Below are 15,642 nucleotides of genomic sequence, written 5' to 3'. Positions count from 1 at the left end.
GTTTTATGAAAGAAAATTTAAGCAAGAAGATATTTCTACTTGGACTCGTAATATTTGTGATTTCCTACCTACTGCCAATAGACATCTTTGAAAGCTATACAAGTTTAAGACCCACTGGACTCACATCAATGTTTGTCTGCCCAATTATTGGACTAATAGGTTTAATATTTGGGGTAAAGGAAAAGGATAAGTTGTTTATGGCGTTAAATGTCCTTTTAATCTTATTACTGCCTATAGCAATGTTTGTAGGTCATCTAATATAAGTAATGCGATTAAAACAAGAAAATAAATTAAAACAGCACTTTTATGGGCTGTTTTTTCTTTGCTCCAGAATGATATAATGTATTATAAGATGCGTATTGATTAACATATTCCCACATACGAGGCTTTTGAAAAACATTAAACTTTATCCATACTGACCACTCAAGCCATGTGGAGATGGTAGTATTGATGTCAAGAAAATAAGATAATATGTGGCTTTTAGGATTTTTAAAGTAATCTTAAAAGCCATATTTTTATGGTTAAAATACCTTGTGGGAACCTAGTAATGAAGAAATTCGTAGGCGTGTGTATGCAAGATAGATATTTATAGGAGAGTGAACGGGACGGATATAAAATATAATTAATAGTCAAGTAAAGAATTAGACAACAAAATAACCTCATATATCAAAATATAAAATAATGGACTTAGCTTTTTGAAATTAAATTCTTTAATAGTTAGTAAATTAGGAATGTTGAAGAGAATCTCTTAATTTTCTATATTCAATAATGGGTTTATCACCGTATATTAAATTTTCATTTGATTTTAAAGAAGAAGCCTTAGGTCTTTGAGTTTCAACAACCCTTTTGTCCTGCCTTTCAATAATTAAATTGGCAAATTTTCCAAAAAATCCAATAAATCTATTAATTAATCTAATGCCTGTGATCTTATTGTAGAAACGAAGATATAAAATTGTATTTTCATCATCAATTGGAGCAAAAAATATTAAAACCTTGATTTTATCTGCAATATTATTTAGCCATACATTTGGAAACTTAAATTTTAAAAAAGTGGATTTAATTTTACAGTCTTTGGATTTTTTAGGTGCTTGTCCCTCATCTACTTCATTATTTGCACTTGTAAGAATGGTTTTTTTGTCTTCCGATACGATAACCTTAGGTCCGTTGATAAGTGTTTTACCTCCAGCACCTATCGTGTTATGGTGAACAAAAGGTAGATGGACGACATCAAGTTGATTTTCAATCGCTCTTGAATAATGTGTATTCCAATGGTCTTTGAACTCTGAAAAAACAAAAGACTTGTCTATTTCATCGTGGAAAGGAATATCATCGCTAGATTTATCTTTATCACCGTACCAGATGTAAATAATGTCATGCTTTTCTATGAGCTTAAAAAAACTTACATTATATCTAGTTAAATCACCTTGATTGTTAATCCCATTGGCAGGGATAAATTGACATTCACCTTCACCATTAAACTCTAAGCCATGAAAAGGGCATTGAATGTTGCAATTATTTACAACCTCACCCTTAGAAAGAGCAGCGCCTCTATGACTACACATATCCATTAAACAAGAAACTTCTCCCTTATTATCCCTATAGAAAACAAGATCCATTCCAAGTCTTCTAACGCCAACCAATTGATTCTTATTGACTTCACTTGAAGAAAGCACGGCATACCATTGATTTTTTATCATATAAATACTCCTCACCTTACCGAGCAAACATTTATTTATATTATACTATAAAAAGCATTTAAATTCCATTACTTGACAGGAAGCTCTAGTTATAAGTTCTCAAGAATACTATTATTTGAGGGAATTCTTTTATTAGAATCAGAAAATGAACTGTTAAGTTTAAAAAATTTGTAAGAGAAACTTGTTTAAACAGAAATGATTATTAAAGGAGCCACACATGTCAAATATTCATAATTTTTCCAATACAAAGATGGGGCTTTTATAGAAGAGTATGAGAACACATTAGTCTTAAACAAATATTAAATAAATTTAGAATATAGAGAAATAAATTTTGTTAGAGTATAGAAAAATGAAAATGTGAAAATTTAAATAGTATAAAAGATATTATAAAAATTTAATTGAAATTTTGGGTATAATTACAAAATCATAAAAATAAAGTTACCAAGACAAGGGGGTAATACATTGAAAAATTATGATTTATTAGTGATTGGCTTTGGTAAAGCTGGAAAGACATTGGCTGCAAAATTTGCTAGCTTAGGTAAAAAAGTAGCACTTGTTGAAGAAAGCAACACTATGTATGGTGGAACTTGTATCAATATAGGATGTATACCTACAAAAACGCTTATCGTTTCTAGTGAAAAAGGCGATAAGTACGAAGTTGCAAAACAAAATCGTGATAATGTTGTAGAAAAACTTAGAGCAAAAAATTTTGCAGGGTTAAATAATAATCCTCAAGTCGATGTATATACAGCTAAAGCTAAATTTATAGAAGATAAAGTGGTAGAAATATCTGCTAGTGGAGAAACTGAAAAACTCACAGCTGAAATTGTGGTAATTAATACTGGAGCGGTTGCGAATGTATTAAATATACCGGGCTTAGAGACGTCAAAAAATGTTGTGGATAGTACAGAATTACAAAAATTAGAAACACTACCTAAAAATTTGGGGATCTTGGGAGCCGGAAATATAGGGTTGGAATTTGCATCGTTATATGCTAAATTTGGATCAAATGTGACAGTCTTGGACTCGACGCAAAATATTCTCGGACGTGAAGAGGTGGTTGTGGCAAATCTTGCAAAAGAATATTTAGAAGAGCAAGGGGTGAAATTTATCCTTGGAACTGAAACTTCAGAAATTTCTAACAACGGAGAAAAAGTAGTCGTTCATACAAAAGAGCATGGAACATTTGAGTTTGATGTCCTACTACACGCGACAGGGCGTAAGCCTAATGTGCAAAATTTGGGACTAGAAAATACTAATGTGGAATTAAGCGAACGTGGAGCTATAAATGTTGATGAGCATTTAGAAACATCTGTAAAAAATGTCTTTGCAGCTGGAGATGTAAACGGAGGATTGCAGTTCACGTACACTTCTCTGGACGATTACAGAATATTGGTTAGCTATTTATTGGGCGATAAATCTTATTCTCAAAAAGATAGAAAGAATGTTCCTTATACAATTTTCATATCGCCAACTCTTTCCCGCGTAGGACTAACTGAAAAAGAAGCGCTTGAAGCGGGATATGAAGTTCTTACAAAAGAATTGCCGGTTGCAAATATGCCACGTGGTGTTGTAAATGGAGACACTCGTGGGATATTCAAAGCAGTAGTTGATAAAAATACAAATCTTATCTTAGGAGCAACTTTACTTGGTAAAAACTCCGAAGAATTAATCAATTTGATTAAAATGGCAATGGATAATAATATTCCATATATGTATATTCGCGACCAAGTTTTCACACATCCAACTATGGGAGAAAATTTAAACGACTTATTTAATTTTAATTAAGATATAGCATCTGCGAAAGTGGATGCTTTTTTTATGTCTTGAATTGTCAAATTAAAAAAGTAGAAGAAGAGATAATAATGAAGAGCTTTTGAATTCGAAAATCAATGGTAAAATTGATATAATAATTATATAGAAGAAAATTATTGAATTTTAAGATTTTAATTTAGAAACTGAAATTAATTGTAAAGTACAGTTTTAAAAACACAAACCAAGATAGAACGTGTAAAATAAATTTGAATAAGGATTAAGTTATAAGGTGATAATATGTGTGAAGAAAGAAACGAAGAACTGATTTTTAAAGATATGTTAGAAGAAGTGGTGGAAAACTTTGGAGAGGGAAGCCAAGAAGGCGTTAAATTTGCAATTAAAAAATGCCAAGAAGACTTGGGCTGTGTATCAATAAGCCACCAAAAGCAAATTGCAGAGGCATTTGAGTTAGACGAAAAAATCATAAAGACTATAATAAAATTTATGCCGTCAGTTAAAGAATCAAAAGTAGAATATGAAGTAATCTGTTGCACAGGGGCAAGATGTGCGAAAAATGGCTCTATGGAAGTTTTAAAAGCAGTTAAAAACATCATAGGGATTGATTTTAACGAAACAACTGAAGATGGAAAGATAAGCCTTAGGAGCCAAAATTGTTTTAAAAAATGTAAATTTGGTCCAAACATTATGATAAACGGTAAATTCTACCATCAAATGGATAAGGAAAAAGTACAGAAAGTTTTAGAAGATATAATAAAATAATAGAAGATTTTATAGGGCAGATAAGATATACAAGAGTTGAGAAGAACAAGAAAACGATGAGAAAAATGCAAAATAAACGCTTGTGAACCCAAAATATAGACTATGGAGAAAACAACAATAAAAAGGTATAATGTAAATTATAAAAATACATATCGTAAATATAAACAATGATGCTTGAGGAGATAAAATGGATATAGAAAAGAAAAAATGGGAAGTATTGTGTAGCGAAGAAAAATTAGAGCAAATAGCAAAAGAAGTAGGAGCAAAACTATCAGAAGACTATAAAGACAAAAATCTTTTAGTAATCTCTATTTTAAAAGGAGCGCTATTCTTTACAGCAGAACTTACAAAAAATATTAAACCAGTTACTAAAATAGATTTCATGATGACATCAAGCTACGGCGACGGCGAAATCAACACAGGTAGTGTTAAGATAATAAAAGACATAGACTACGACCTAGACGAATACGATGTTTTAGTTGTGGACGATATACTAGATACTGGAATAACAATGGAATTCTTAATAGACCACTTAAAAAAGAAAAATCCAAAAACGATAAAAACTTGTGTAATGTTCAACAAACAAGAAAGAAGAAAAGCAGAAATCACAGCCGACTATATAGGAATGGAAATAGAAGACAAATTTTTAGTTGGATATGGACTTGATTTTAAAGACAGATACAGAAATATACCTTATGTATTCTGTGTGTTAGATGAAGATAGATAAAAATTGGCTCTATGTCAAATATTGGGGAGACTCGTTAATTTCGAGTCTCCCCTTTAGTACCATAAATAGTGCAAGTAAGAATTTACTCTCTCTTACACTATTTATGGTACTAAAAACTGACCTCCATTATTTTATCTTTTGGGGTCAGCATATATGTGAAAGGAGGTTTTTATTAGTGACAACACCCTCCATCATCTCCGTGACAACTGCATCCATGTGAGTTTACATGGTCGTGTTCACAGTTTCCTTCTTGGTTGTGATCATGATGTCCGCTACAATTACAAGTTGGTTCAGATGCAGATACTAATTTACCTTCAGCAAATGCATTTGCAAAATCATCAGCTAAGCCAAGTGCTCCTGCATATATATCAATATTAGCTGCTAGTAATGCTTTTACAGCTCCATCACCAATTCCGCCACAGATTAAAACATTAACTTCGTTTGTTTGTAGAAAACCTGCAATGGCACCATGTCCTTCGCCTTGAGTTTCAATTATAGTTGAGTTATTTATCACTCCATTTTCTACGTCATAAACTTTAAATTTTTCAGTATGACCAAAGTGTTGGAAAACTTCACCATTTTCGTAAGGGATTGCTACTCTCATAATATTTTTTCCTTTCTTGTTACATAATGTATAAACGGAGGATTTTTTTACTTTACAATTTCCACCGTTGATTTCTAATTTTTTGCCTCCAATAATTGATTCGGCAATTTTTTTTCTTGCTCTATTGTACATAGAAGTAACGGTAGTTCTGGAAACACCCATTTGTTCAGCGCAGTCAACTTGACTTAGCGAGAAGTAATCTATCAAGCGTATGGTTTCAAGTTCGTCTAAAGCTAACTCAACTACCTCTTCTTTTGCATCACTTAAAGGAGCAAAACTCCAGTAATCTGGATATTGACAGATTTGCCTACATCTTTTAGGCCTTGGCATTTCAAACACCTCATTTCTGACATATGTCAATTATAATTTATAACAATTGGATTTATTTGTCAATAAAATTTTTCAGTATATTTCATAAAAAGTATGGGTCGTTAATTGTAAAATGAAAATGAACTAAAAAATTTTATATAAATTACATCCGGTACAATTGATTCGCCATAAAATAAAATCAAATTAGAAAGTTAATGAATATAACAATACTATAATGAAACTCAAGGGAAAATAAATATCTAAACAACTTTGAAAGATGTGAAGTTTAGCCGCGATATAATAAGGGGTATACAGCACGTAAAATACAGAGCGAGAAATTGGGTTATAGGTTATTTTAAAGATAACTCTAAAAATTTTAAGCCAGTTAATGAAAACTTAGAAAAACTAATACCAAAACTAGGTATTATGCAAAAATACTCAAGAGTATAACAAGTGATAATGGATTGAAATTTGTCGGTTTAACAGGATTAAAAAAGAAAAAGGAATTAATGAAGAACACAATAGTCTAATAAGGAGATTCCTCATAAAAGGAAAATCTATACTAGACTATTGTCAAGATACTATATTAAAGATAATAAACTAAATGCATACTCAGCCGAGAAAATTTTTAGATTATTGAACATCATATTTTAATTTATGATTTCTAGATTTCTTAAAACCAAAACTTTTTAGCGATTATTTAAATTGTATTTGCGTTGTCAAGGATAATAAGATTTTTTATTGCTTCTATTGCAACGTTAATTGTTTCTTCATTCATAAAATCATATGCACAAATAGAACCTGCTCTTACACCGCGAATAGAAGAAACTACAAATAGGGTGGATGATTCCATTTCTGTTGCAACGGCATTTGCTCTTTGCCAAACGCGCCATTTTGACTTTAATTCTTCGTCGATAGGCATACTTTCCGGATCAACTTCGCCGTAAAATGATTCTTTTGAATGTCCAATTCCCGGTAGAAAATTACATTTCAGTTTTTGGGATGCTTTTATCAAAGCGTTGATAACGTCTATGTTGGCAACTGCTGGATATTCAGCTGGGACATATGATTTAGAAGTTCCTTCGTCACGTATAGCACTTGTAAAAATTGCACCTATGTATTTCTTATCTTGGCTTTTTTCTCCGACTCTTCCGCTCGTTCCGACTCTAATAAAAGTATGCGCTCCGCAATGAATTAATTCTTCAACGGCGATGGCAGTCGATGGGCCTCCCATACCTGTACTTACAACGGATACTTTTTTATCATTTAGCATTCCTGTCCAAACACGAAGTTCTCTATTTTGACCTATAAGCTTAGAATTATCAAGTTTTTGAGCAATTAAATTTGTTCTTTCCGGATCACCGGGTAATAAAACATATTCACCAATATCTTTTGAGGTACAGTTTAAATGAAATTGCTTTCCGTCTTTATTTAATACATCCTTGCTTTTTAACATATTTTTCTCCTTAATATTTTTAATCGTTTATTTAAAAAATTATTATAAATATAATTTTAATTATATTATACACGCTTTTATTTAGATGTATAATAAAACTTATTTTATGTACTTCAAAAATAGTTCGGATAATGTATAAGCACTTTTCTAATTAATTTACTTGGATATTCTGTTATTAGCAGCTTAAATATATTTAAATGAATCTTTCATATTTATGAACATTTTTAGGTGATTAAGTTGTATTAGTATTTTATATATTTTGTTCAGTTGTATCTTTAGTAAATTTTGGAATAGAAGTTTCTATAGATTAGTTTTTGTCTTAATCAGAAGAGGGGGATATAATATACAAGGCGTTTTTAGTATAAATCTTTATTTTTTATGGATTTATTATGAAAAAGGTGTAAACAAAAGAGATGCTTATAATTATAACTGTTAGTAACATAATTTTATCTAATTTATTTAATCTATTAAGAATTAAAATAAATGGGTATAATTTATAAAATTTTAGTTTACTAATTTGTGGAGTATATATGAATTTAGAAGTTTTGCAGGGAATTTTAATACCATTTTTAGGCACGAGTTTGGGTGCGGCAATGGTATTTTTTATGAGAAATAAAATATCTTTTGGAGTGCAAAAGATTTTGACGGGGTTTGCTGCCGGAGTTATGGTGGCGGCATCTTTTTGGAGTTTATTGTTACCGGCAATAGATTCTTCGGGGCAATTAGGAAAGCTTGCATTTTTACCGGCGGCAGTTGGTTTTGCGGTAGGTGTCGGATTTTTACTTTTGTTGGATGAAATAACTCCTCATATGCACTTTAATAACGATGAAGAGGGAGTAGAGAGTAAATTAAAGAGAACTACTAAGTTGATTTTAGCTGTAACATTACACAACATTCCGGAAGGTATGGCGGTTGGAGTAGTATATGCCGGTTGGATGGCTGGTAGTACTGGGGTGAGTAGGGCGGCGGCTCTTACTTTGGCGCTTGGGATAGCTATTCAAAATTTCCCTGAGGGTGCAGTGGTTTCAATGCCGTTAAGAGCTGAGGGAATGTCAAAGTGGAAGACTTTTATATACGGAGTGCTCTCAGGAGTAGTTGAGCCAATAGCTTCTATTTTCACGATACTTGCGGCTAGCATGGTAGTTCCTGTTTTACCATATTTTTTGGCTTTTGCAGCGGGAGCTATGATGTATGTTGTGGTTGAGGAATTGATACCCGAGATGTCTGAGGGTGAACATTCCAACAAGGGAACTATTTCTTTTGCTGCCGGTTTTATATTGATGATGATTTTAGATGTTGCTCTTGGGTAAAAATATACCGTATTTTGAGAAAGTGAGTGGTAAAGATGGAAATTAAAGAACAAATTTTACAAGCTATGAGACAAGCTGGAAAGCCTATGAATGCAACAGAGGTTTCAAAGGCAACCGGTCTTGAAAAAGCTGATGTTGATAAGGCATTTAAGGCTCTTAAAAAGGAAGAGGCAATTGTATCTCCTGTTCGTTGCAAGTGGGAACCGGCTGATAAATAAGTTTAAAGGTAGTATTTCGATTTGAAGTACTACCTTTTTTAGTGTTATTTATTTGCAACATTTTTTATAAATGTAATCAAAAATTCTTTTGACTTTTCCATGTGTTGTATTGGAATGTATTCGTACTTACCGTGGAAGTTCATTCCCCCTGTGAAGATATTAGGTGTTGGAAGTCCCATCCAAGATAATCTACTTCCGTCTGTACCACCACGAATTGGTTCTACAATAGGAGTTACATCAATTGATTCTAAAGTGTTTATTGCAAGGTCGACGATGTCCATGTGAGGTTCTATCTTCTCTCTCATATTTCTATAAGATTCTTTGAATGTAACAGCTATTCTTTCTCCGTATTTTTTATTTAAGAATTCAACTGCATAGGATAGTATATTTTTCATATTTTGAATTTCTTCATAGTCAAAGCTTCTTAAAATATAATCTATTTCAGCTTTTTCTACTGTGCCTGTCAATTCGTCTAAGTGGTAAAAAGCTTCGTATCCTTCTGTGAATTGTGGTCTTTGGTTTGCTGGGAGCATATCGTCTAGTTCCATTGCGAGGCTAAGTGCATTTATCATCTTATTTTTTGCAGTTCCTGGATGTACACTTTCGCCGCTAATAGATATTTTAGCACTTATCGCATTAAAACATTCGTATTGAATTTCACCTAATCTACCGCCATCGATTGTAAGTGCAAAGTCGGCTCCGAATTTCTCTATATCAAATTTATCTACACCTTGTCCGATTTCTTCATCAGGTGTGAAAGCTATTCTAATTTTTCCGTGGGGGATTTCAGGGTGGTTTTTAAGGTGCAATATGCTATCCATAATTATAGCTATTCCGGCTTTGTCGTCTGCTCCAAGAAGAGTTGTACCATCAGTTACAATTAAATCTAATCCTGTTACATTATTTAAAGCCGGAAATTTTTCAGGGCTTAAAATTATATTTTCTTTTTCATTTAAAATTATATCTTTTCCATCATAATCAGTTATTATCCTAGGATTTACATTTGTGCCTGTCATTGCTGGGGCTGTGTCCATATGGGCAAGTAACCCTAAGGTTGGAATTTCTTTATCTGTGTTTGATTCAAGAGTTGCTGTGACATATCCATATTTATCCAAGTCGACATCTGATAGACCCATTTCGTTACATTGTTTTACCAATAGGTTTGCAAGGTCAAATTGTTTTTTAGTACTTGGAAATGTTTTAGATTCTGGGTCTGATTTAGTATCTATTTTTAAATATTCTATAAGTCGTTCACTGATATTCATAATTGCCTCCTTTAGTTGTTTATTTTAAGAATACTCTTAGGGTATACTAAAGTCAAACGAGTATTTTATTTAGAGGAGATTTTATGAAGATAGGTTTTATTTCAGACACACACGGATATTTAGAAGATACCAAGAAAGCTCTTGGCATTTTGGATGGCTGTGATAGGATTTTACACTTGGGAGATGTACTTGCACCAGGACCGAGAAATGGAATTCATCCAGGGTATGACGCCAAAGAATTGGCTGAGGTATTTGCTGGAAGAGATGATATTTTTATGGTAAAGGGCAATTGTGATGCTGATGTAGATGAACAGGTAATGGATAGAAAATTTTTAGATAATGTTGAGGTGTTTTTAGAGTGGGGAGATTTAAAGATATTTGCACTGCATGGATACAGAGAAAGTATTGAAGAGAGAGTAGAAAATGCCAAAAAGTTAGGAGCTGATATTGTAGTAGTTGGGCACACGCATATAAAAGTATTTGAAAAGATGAAAGGAATAATATATATGTGTCCTGGAAGTCCAACCCTTCCCAAAGATGACAGTAAGTCTGTGGTTATATATGAAGATGGAATTTTTAATTTTTATAATGTAGATACGTCAGAAATTATTAGTTCATATAAAATTGGAGATTAAATTTAATTTAGAATTTTGAAGAAATATAGAAAAGGGAAATAAAAATTTTATTGGGTATACATTTATCAACGAATGAAATTTTAATGAATGATATATTTGGGATTTATTTCCGAATTTAAGAGGTGTGTTATGAATAATTTAAAGAAGAAGTCGTTGATAAATTTACTATTTTATGTAGTGATGGTTATTATAAATTACATGGGAGCTAAGGGAATGATTAATGGATTAGCTCAAAAAGATGTATCTGAAATGTACACAACAATTGTAACTCCGGCGGGATATGCCTTTAGTATTTGGGGTCTTATATACACTCTTTTATTTGTGAGCATGGTAGTTTTGTTTATAAATGCTGAAAAATCAGAATATAGAGAAGTAGCTGATAAGATAAGTTCTACGTTTTGGGTGAGTTGTATTTTTAATATACTATGGATATTTTCATTTTCCATGGTTTGGATAGAAGTTTCAATGATTATGATTTTTGGACTTGCAGTTACATTGATTAAGATTTTATTTGAACTTAAAAAAATTAATTTAAAAGGAGTTAAATTATTATATCCAATAACTTTTGGAATTTATGGGGGATGGCTTAGTATAGCAAATGCACCAAATTTAGCTGCTGTAATGATAAGAGTTGCGGATAGAATGGGTGTAGATGATATAGTTGGTGGTTTAGTGTTGGTTTCGATTTTTAGTTTGATAATTTTAACTGTAGGATTTAAATTAAAAAATTCAGTATATATGTTACCGGTAGCGTGGGCGCTTGTTGCAATAAGATTTAAGCTGGTAAGTTTAGGTTCTGATTTTCCAACTTATATATTAGTTATAATAGCGCTAATATTTATAGCGGCGAGTGGTTATATGTTTGTAAGTAAAAGAAAAGTATTAACAAATTAAATATTGAATATAATAAGTGTTGTCATTTATTTTTGACAACACTTATTTTGATTCTATTTCTATACTTTCTCCATCTGAGAATTGAATTCTCCAAGCAGCTATTGCTTTTCCTTTTGTGGCTTTGGTTATATCTTCAACATAACCCTGTTCTTCAGGATCGAAGTAGTAACATTCTTCTATTCGAGTGATAGTTTTTGAAGATATTTCTGGTTCGGACAGGAGAGTGAGCAAGGCTCTTGGAGCTGAGTGCATATGGACTATACTGGTTGATTTGTCTATTACATTTAGCCAAAGTCTATCCATTGATACGACAGTATCTCCTTTTATTATAAAGTTGGCAAATGATCTCTCTAGTATTACACCTTCAAATTCTTTTGCAAATTTAAGTTCTGTTTGGCCTTTAGAAGAGTTTGAATACACTAACAACATATTTGAAACGTCAAAGTTTCTATCCAATAAAAATTTTTTTGCAACGTCTTCAGCTTTAAATTTGGACTTAGTAGATATTTTGGGATTTACATTTTCGTAAATTAGTCTACGTGTGTTTAATACACTTAAAACCTCATCGGCATAAGTTATTTGGGTAAAGCTGCTGTTCGGGTCTTGAAACTTTCCTCTACTGGCAAAAAATCTTTCGTTTAAATCAAGTTTAGAGTAGGAATCAAATTCCACTCTCAAGGACGGCAAGCTGATTCTTGTCCGTGGAATTTTCGCATGTATACTTATTCCATTTTTAAGTAGCCTTGACTTTACTTGTTTGATAAAGGTATACGATGTAGTTCTATCTTGAATTATGAATGAACGGCGAATTATCATTCCAAAGAGAAGGATATCAGTTATTATCAACGCTATCATCAATATTTTTTTTGCTTTATACCAATCCATACTATTTCTCCATTAAAAGTCGTCCAGATTCCATAGAAAAGAACAACCTTCTGTTGTTATATTTGATAAAGATTGAATGTTTAAGTTCTGTCTGATCATGGGAAGTGTTGTCTATATAAGCAACTCCTATATCAGATATATTTTTTAAAACTTCTTCAAAAGGCTCGTTAAAAACTGTTAAGGAAGTTTTTATTATACGCTCTAAACCGGCGAACTTGACCTTTTCCGGCAATGGCGATTCACTTATAGATTTTCGGTAGTTTTGTTTGAAATAAGTAATGGTATCGCCGTAAGATTCAATTTCTATATAGTAGGGGTTTTTGGTGTCATTAATTATAACCGGGATGGAATCTTCATAGAGATTGAAAGAAAATCTAAATCCAAGATCGCCATTATTTTCTATAGGTGTTATTTGAGAAATATATATTCCTGCATTGCCAACTTTGTTTGAAATAAAGGAAATAGAATTTTTAAGAGAAGTATGCAGATTTCGTGTCTTAGACTCCGGTACATTTAAGTTTTTATATTCTATTATTCCGTTGGTGTAAAGAGTTAGGTATTCATTTCCATAGATAAGACTTCTGCTGTTGTCTTGGACTATATCTCTAATGTGTTCATCATTTTGATTTAGAAATCTTGTCGCTAAATTATTGACATATGATTCATCTGATATCAAACTTTTAAGATCATTTGAATATTTAACAGTCTTTAATAGGTAGCTATTTTGATTCGGAAGATAAATATTTTTTTCAACATTGTATAATTCGTTTAAATTTTTATATTCAGGCAAAGACTCCCCGGCAAGTGCTGAAAGTGTAAAGTCTATTGTAGTATTTTTGTCAAATCTATAGTGATTAGTTCCATCACTAACTATTATAAATTCTCTGGACAGATAGATTTCTTTTATGAGAATAGGAGAGTCGTTTGAATCGGATTTTCCAATTAAGTTAACAATTATGGATAAGTCTACCGGTGAAGAGTAGAAGAAAACTAAAGATGGGAGGTCTTGTAGTTTTAAATATTCTTGCAATGAAATGACTTGTCCATTTTTAGTGTTTGAATTGGAAAAAATTTCGTATATTGATTGGCGATAAGTGTTGTATATATCGTCAAAGTCATATACGGCATGGTGTTGGCCGTTGTAGTTAGCGACCATTTTTTGTGGCTTTAAAAGTTCTTTAAATAAATCATTGGTCGCATAATCAGTGTCTTCTATTTTTGTGGTGGGTATGTGGGATTTTTTTAAGTCAACCCACAGTATGTTTGATAGGAACAGTGTCAAACCGGCCAATGCGATCAGTATTATATTTAGTATATATTCATGTTCTCTATTCATTGTGCACCACACTCTTAAACTTTAAGACAACTTCTGTTCCGAAGTTATATTTTGAACTTATCTCTATACTCCCACCCATAGTTTCAATTAGTTCCTTAGCTATAGAAAGTCCAAGTCCGGTTCCACCCATAGCCCGACTTCTACCTTTTTCAACTCTGTAAAATCTTTCGAATATTCTATTCAAATCTTCTTTTGGAATTCCTATTCCATTGTCTTTAACAGTGATTTTTAAGAAACCATCTAAGTTTTGACAACTTATTTTAATTTTTTCATTAGGTTTAGTGTATTTTATTGCATTGGATATTATATTCATCACAATTTGTTCAGTTGAGTGAACATCTGAGTAAATATCGTTTATATTCATTGGAATATCTAAGGTTATGTTGTGAGACTTTTCTTTTATCATAACGTCCAGACTCTCTAGGACTTGGCTTATTAAATCGTAGGTATCTATTGGTTCAAATATAAAATTGTTTGCGCCGTAGTCTATATTTGAAAGTTGCAACAAGTCTGATACCAATCTTCCCATTCTGTTACTTTCACGGTTTATTGTTCCGACAAAATGTTTTATGTCTTCATAGTCCATTTCTGAGTCCAAGATTGTCTCTGAATAACTTTTTACAGTTGTTATAGGCGTTTTAAGTTCGTGACTGACATTTGCAACAAACTCTTTACGCATGATTTCAAGGTTGTGTTCTTTTGTCATATCTTGGAATACTACTATAAGACCTTGGTTACTTTTCTCCCTTCTAAAAGGAGCGTATTTAAGTTTATAAAATCTGTCGAGAATTTCAATTTCACCGTCGCCGACTAATGTTGAAAAGTTATTGTAGTCTATATTTGAAATGTTCAAATTAGCTAAGTCGATTTTTTCGCCATTGCTATTGTTTAAATTCAATATTCTTCTTGCGGTTGGGTTTGCATGGATTAGAAATCCATTTTTGTCTATTGCAATTACGCCCTCTTGCATATAGTTAAAGATTGTATTCAGTTTACCTTTTTCAATTTCCATTTGCTCGATTGTAATTTTTAGCTCCTGCGTCAAATAGTTAAACATAGAACCTAAATTACCGATTTCATCATTTGATTTTATATCTACTTTTTGGTTGAAGTCCCCTTTTGCCATCAACTTTGCCTTTTTAGTCAGGTCACTTATAGGGCCTGTGATTGAATTTGCTAAGAAGTATCCTAGAGTTATGGTTATTATGAGACCGATTCCGGTTGCATAAGTAAGAATGCTACGGGCGTTATCTATTACATCGTATACACCGTTTAGATTTTCTGTCATGTATAAAATGCCCATAACTTTACCTTCTGATGAAAAGATAGGTCTTGCTATGTGCTTTTCGTGCAAGTTTGAATTTTCATCGAATATAACTCGTTGGCCCTCTGAACCTGAAATTGAGTTTATGACTAAGTCAGGCTCTATAGTCTCGTTGGCTATGGCAAGTGACATTAAATTCACATTCTTTGATGCAGCAATTATGAGTGGATTTTCTTCAGATGTTATTGCATACATGGATTGATTTGAAGGAAATCTCCAACTTATAAATGTGTTGATTATTTGGTCTTGATTTAAGAGCCAATCTTCAGTAGTCAGATAATTTGAAGTTGTTACAATTGAGTTCAGTGTTGAGTCCATATTTTCAGTGACGTTTTGAAGTTGAGCACTTTCAAGTCTATTTATGATAAATGCCCCGACAATTGACATACATACTAATACTAGTAGGAAGTAAATTGTCATAAATCTATATTTTATACTGCTAAGCAT

15 protein-coding genes are annotated in these 15,642 nt (G+C 32.2%); 8 read left to right on the top strand and 7 right to left on the bottom strand.

Features of this window, described 5'->3' with window-relative positions; genetic code table 11:
- Positions 1–5: 5 nt before the first annotated feature.
- Complete coding sequence (locus DYE58_RS05635; protein ID WP_004823166.1) at positions 6–263, top strand: hypothetical protein; 258 nt, start codon at positions 6–8, stop codon at positions 261–263.
- A 462-nt stretch (positions 264–725) separates the two neighbouring features.
- Here DYE58_RS05635 and DYE58_RS05630 read toward each other — a convergent pair whose 3' ends face one another.
- Complete coding sequence (locus DYE58_RS05630; protein WP_115312091.1) at positions 726–1,697, bottom strand: aromatic ring-hydroxylating oxygenase subunit alpha; 972 nt, start codon at positions 1,695–1,697, stop codon at positions 726–728.
- A 462-nt stretch (positions 1,698–2,159) separates the two neighbouring features.
- On the opposite strand from DYE58_RS05630, the gene DYE58_RS05625 reads away from it, so the two are divergent.
- From DYE58_RS05625 to hpt, 3 genes are all read left to right on the top strand, one after another.
- Complete coding sequence (locus tag DYE58_RS05625) at positions 2,160–3,485, top strand: FAD-containing oxidoreductase (protein WP_004820066.1); 1,326 nt, start codon at positions 2,160–2,162, stop codon at positions 3,483–3,485.
- 264 nt (positions 3,486–3,749) lie between these two features.
- A complete protein-coding gene (locus DYE58_RS05620) occupies positions 3,750–4,232 on the top strand; it encodes an NADH-quinone oxidoreductase subunit NuoE family protein (protein WP_004820068.1) in 483 nt (160 codons plus the stop codon).
- A 187-nt stretch (positions 4,233–4,419) separates the two neighbouring features.
- Positions 4,420–4,959 (top strand): hypoxanthine phosphoribosyltransferase, encoded by a 540-nt coding sequence (gene hpt / locus DYE58_RS05615; RefSeq protein ID WP_004820069.1) that lies wholly within the window; start codon positions 4,420–4,422, stop codon positions 4,957–4,959.
- Positions 4,960–5,131: 172 nt separating this feature from the next.
- On the opposite strand, the gene DYE58_RS05610 is transcribed toward hpt, so the two are convergent.
- Together DYE58_RS05610 and DYE58_RS05605 are read right to left on the bottom strand one after the other, a co-directional pair.
- Positions 5,132–5,893 carry a DUF134 domain-containing protein gene (locus DYE58_RS05610; protein WP_004820070.1) on the bottom strand — a complete coding sequence of 254 codons (762 nt, stop codon included), beginning with the start codon at positions 5,891–5,893 and terminating at the stop codon, positions 5,132–5,134.
- A gap of 679 nt (positions 5,894–6,572) precedes the next feature.
- Positions 6,573–7,328 carry a nucleoside phosphorylase gene (locus tag DYE58_RS05605; protein ID WP_004820074.1) on the bottom strand — a complete coding sequence of 252 codons (756 nt, stop codon included), beginning with the start codon at positions 7,326–7,328 and terminating at the stop codon, positions 6,573–6,575.
- A gap of 530 nt (positions 7,329–7,858) precedes the next feature.
- On the opposite strand from DYE58_RS05605, the gene DYE58_RS05600 reads away from it, so the two are divergent.
- Positions 7,859–8,638 (top strand): ZIP family metal transporter, encoded by a 780-nt coding sequence (locus DYE58_RS05600; protein WP_004820076.1) that lies wholly within the window; start codon positions 7,859–7,861, stop codon positions 8,636–8,638.
- A gap of 35 nt (positions 8,639–8,673) precedes the next feature.
- Positions 8,674–8,856 (top strand): hypothetical protein, encoded by a 183-nt coding sequence (locus DYE58_RS05595; protein ID WP_004820078.1) that lies wholly within the window; start codon positions 8,674–8,676, stop codon positions 8,854–8,856.
- 44 nt (positions 8,857–8,900) lie between these two features.
- Here DYE58_RS05595 and pepT read toward each other — a convergent pair whose 3' ends face one another.
- Positions 8,901–10,121 (bottom strand): peptidase T, encoded by a 1,221-nt coding sequence (gene pepT, locus DYE58_RS05590; protein ID WP_004820080.1) that lies wholly within the window; start codon positions 10,119–10,121, stop codon positions 8,901–8,903.
- Between the two features lie 83 nt (positions 10,122–10,204).
- On the opposite strand from pepT, the gene yfcE reads away from it, so the two are divergent.
- Both yfcE and DYE58_RS05580 read left to right on the top strand, forming a co-directional pair.
- Positions 10,205–10,756, top strand: coding sequence for a phosphodiesterase (yfcE, locus tag DYE58_RS05585; RefSeq protein ID WP_115312089.1), 552 nt, complete (start codon positions 10,205–10,207; stop codon positions 10,754–10,756).
- Positions 10,757–10,885: 129 nt separating this feature from the next.
- Positions 10,886–11,650, top strand: a complete 765-nt coding sequence (locus DYE58_RS05580) for a tryptophan-rich sensory protein (RefSeq protein ID WP_040552208.1) — start codon at positions 10,886–10,888, stop codon at positions 11,648–11,650.
- 42 nt (positions 11,651–11,692) lie between these two features.
- On the opposite strand, the gene DYE58_RS05575 is transcribed toward DYE58_RS05580, so the two are convergent.
- Genes DYE58_RS05575 through DYE58_RS05565 form a run of 3 tightly spaced genes read right to left on the bottom strand, consistent with a single transcriptional unit; the run spans position 11,693 to position 15,642 of the window.
- On the bottom strand, positions 11,693–12,535 hold the full coding sequence (locus DYE58_RS05575) for a two-component system regulatory protein YycI (RefSeq protein ID WP_004820085.1): 843 nt from the start codon (positions 12,533–12,535) through the stop codon (positions 11,693–11,695).
- 1 nt (position 12,536) lies between these two features.
- Entirely contained in the window at positions 12,537–13,871 is a 1,335-nt protein-coding gene (locus DYE58_RS05570) for a hypothetical protein (RefSeq protein WP_004820087.1), read from the bottom strand.
- Positions 13,864–15,642 (bottom strand): HAMP domain-containing sensor histidine kinase, encoded by a 1,779-nt coding sequence (locus DYE58_RS05565; RefSeq protein ID WP_004820089.1) that lies wholly within the window; start codon positions 15,640–15,642, stop codon positions 13,864–13,866. The genes DYE58_RS05570 and DYE58_RS05565 overlap by 8 nt, the downstream gene beginning before the upstream one ends.

This window comes from Peptoniphilus indolicus, from assembly GCF_900454665.1.
In the GTDB taxonomy this organism is placed as follows: Bacteria; Bacillota; Clostridia; order Tissierellales; family Peptoniphilaceae; genus Peptoniphilus; species Peptoniphilus indolicus.
This window is presented reverse-complemented; position numbering and strand designations above follow the sequence as displayed.

Bases quoted from the DNA above. Each gene is read 5' to 3' on its own strand.
- DYE58_RS05635 (WP_004823166.1), top strand. From the start codon at position 6: ATGAAAGAAAATTTAAGCAAGAAGATATTTCTACTTGGACTCGTAATA.
- DYE58_RS05630 (WP_115312091.1), bottom strand. From the start codon at position 1,697: ATGATAAAAAATCAATGGTATGCCGTGCTTTCTTCAAGTGAAGTCAAT.
- DYE58_RS05620 (WP_004820068.1), top strand. From the start codon at position 3,750: ATGTGTGAAGAAAGAAACGAAGAACTGATTTTTAAAGATATGTTAGAA.
- hpt (WP_004820069.1), top strand. From the start codon at position 4,420: ATGGATATAGAAAAGAAAAAATGGGAAGTATTGTGTAGCGAAGAAAAA.
- DYE58_RS05610 (WP_004820070.1), bottom strand. From the start codon at position 5,893: ATGCCAAGGCCTAAAAGATGTAGGCAAATCTGTCAATATCCAGATTAC.
- DYE58_RS05605 (WP_004820074.1), bottom strand. From the start codon at position 7,328: ATGTTAAAAAGCAAGGATGTATTAAATAAAGACGGAAAGCAATTTCAT.
- DYE58_RS05600 (WP_004820076.1), top strand. From the start codon at position 7,859: ATGAATTTAGAAGTTTTGCAGGGAATTTTAATACCATTTTTAGGCACG.
- DYE58_RS05595 (WP_004820078.1), top strand. From the start codon at position 8,674: ATGGAAATTAAAGAACAAATTTTACAAGCTATGAGACAAGCTGGAAAG.
- pepT (WP_004820080.1), bottom strand. From the start codon at position 10,121: ATGAATATCAGTGAACGACTTATAGAATATTTAAAAATAGATACTAAA.
- yfcE (WP_115312089.1), top strand. From the start codon at position 10,205: ATGAAGATAGGTTTTATTTCAGACACACACGGATATTTAGAAGATACC.
- DYE58_RS05580 (WP_040552208.1), top strand. From the start codon at position 10,886: ATGAATAATTTAAAGAAGAAGTCGTTGATAAATTTACTATTTTATGTA.
- DYE58_RS05575 (WP_004820085.1), bottom strand. From the start codon at position 12,535: ATGGATTGGTATAAAGCAAAAAAAATATTGATGATAGCGTTGATAATA.
- DYE58_RS05570 (WP_004820087.1), bottom strand. From the start codon at position 13,871: ATGAATAGAGAACATGAATATATACTAAATATAATACTGATCGCATTG.
- DYE58_RS05565 (WP_004820089.1), bottom strand. From the start codon at position 15,642: ATGCTTAGCAGTATAAAATATAGATTTATGACAATTTACTTCCTACTA.